Raw genomic sequence first — 748 nt, forward strand, 5'->3', positions numbered from 1 at the left:
GACCGGCGAGCCGGTCGGCTCCTCCAGCGACACCGCATAGGCGGCCGACTCGACGATCTCGGGCGAGAACTCGGCGATGGCCGGCACGATGGTGAACTCCGCCGTGCCCAGCAGGCCGAGCGAGCGCGGCGCCGGCAGGCGGTCGGACACCAGCCACAGCTCGTAGCGCTTGTCGCCCTCCTGCTCCGGCGCGACCCGCCGCACCATCAGGCTCTTGTGGTCCGGCTCCAGCGTGACCAGGAAGGCCGGCGTCGTGGCCGGGGCCTGCAGCACCGCGACGAAGCGGCCCGGCGACGGCCCCGGCACCTCGACGGTGCGGACCACCTCGCGGACCGGCTCGGCCGGCGGCCGGGGGCGAAGCTGGTCCGGCAGCAGGTCGGGCGCCACCGCCGTCGTGACGGTGATGCCGGCGAGCGCGACCGCGAAGGCGGCGAGGCCGGCGGCGAGGCTGCGCCAGCGCTGCACGCTGCGCACCAGCCGGCGCACCGCCTCGTCCTCCTCGCGCTCCGGCCGCAGCACCAGCGCACGGCCCGTGCCGGCGAGCGGGATCACGTCCTCCGGATCGACCGCCAGGTCCGGCGCCGTGCCGTTGGAGACCGGCGCGCCGGTGGCGCCGGCGTCCAGCTCGTCGCGCAGCGCCGCCCCGAGCAGCACCTCGGGCGGCGGAATCTTCGACGGCTCTTCGGCCGTGGCCGGAGTCGTGTCGGATGCGGGCTCGGGCTCGGGGGTCTCTGTGGCCGGACTCTTT

General features: G+C 76.3%; 1 protein-coding gene. It reads right to left on the reverse strand.

The features are described 5' to 3' along the window. A partial coding sequence (locus CH341_RS31640) for an anti-sigma factor domain-containing protein (RefSeq protein ID WP_111423707.1) occupies positions 1 to 748 on the reverse strand: 748 nt, incomplete at both ends.

The sequence above is a fragment of the Rhodoplanes roseus genome (assembly GCF_003258865.1).
GTDB lineage: Bacteria > Pseudomonadota > Alphaproteobacteria > Rhizobiales > Xanthobacteraceae > Rhodoplanes > Rhodoplanes roseus.